We start from the raw sequence: 789 nt of genomic DNA on the forward strand, positions 1-789 counted from the left end.
TGAGCATATTTCCTTGAAGCGAGTTCAAAAACTCATGAAAACGTTGGGCCTACGGGCCATCACTGTTAAGAAGTATCAACCGAGTCGATTTTCAAAGCCAATAACCGAAGGCCGAAAAAATTTATTGAACCAGGACTTTACAACAACGACTATCAATCAAAAATGGGCAACCGATATCACTTATATTCACACTCGAAAAGACGGTTGGACTTATTTATCTACGATCCAAGACCTCCACACTAAAAAGATCATTGGCTGGAAATATGGCAAACAAATGACCGTAAAACTTGTTCTTGACACACTTGAACATGCTCTATTGAATAATGTGCCGACCAAGGATTTGATCATCCACTCAGATCTTGGCGCTCAGTACACTAGTGCTGCCTATGAATCCAGATTACAAGAACTAAATATTCAGCATTCTTTCAGCCGAAAGGGCTGCCCTTATGACAACGCCGGTATTGAATCATTTCACGCCTCAATCAAAAAAGAGGAAGTCTATCCTGCAAAGCTGTACGAAGATTTTGAAGTAGCCCATCGGGCTATCTTCCAATATATTGAAGGTTTTTATAATCGTAATCGGATCCACAGCAGTATCGATTATTTAACTCCAGAACAAATGGAGAATTTAGCTAAGCGAGCCTAAATAACCATTATTTTTTGACGCATATTCCATAACGGGCTTCTTCATCACTTCGATCAGATGTCAAACGGTGTGGGTTTGATATTCGATCGAAGTGATGAAATAATCGCCCATCGGAATATCGAAAAAAATCTCTCAAATCGTGT

At 39.7% G+C, this 789-nt stretch carries 1 protein-coding gene; it reads left to right on the forward strand.

Annotated elements, in window-relative coordinates; genetic code table 11:
* The coding region (locus tag FHQ08_RS12620; RefSeq protein ID WP_230914742.1) for an IS3 family transposase at positions 1 to 646 on the forward strand (646 nt) is incomplete at its 5' end.
* Positions 647 to 789 lie beyond the last annotated feature (143 nt).

This window comes from Agrilactobacillus fermenti (assembly GCF_021030645.1).
Taxonomy (GTDB): Bacteria; Bacillota; Bacilli; order Lactobacillales; family Lactobacillaceae; genus Agrilactobacillus; species Agrilactobacillus fermenti.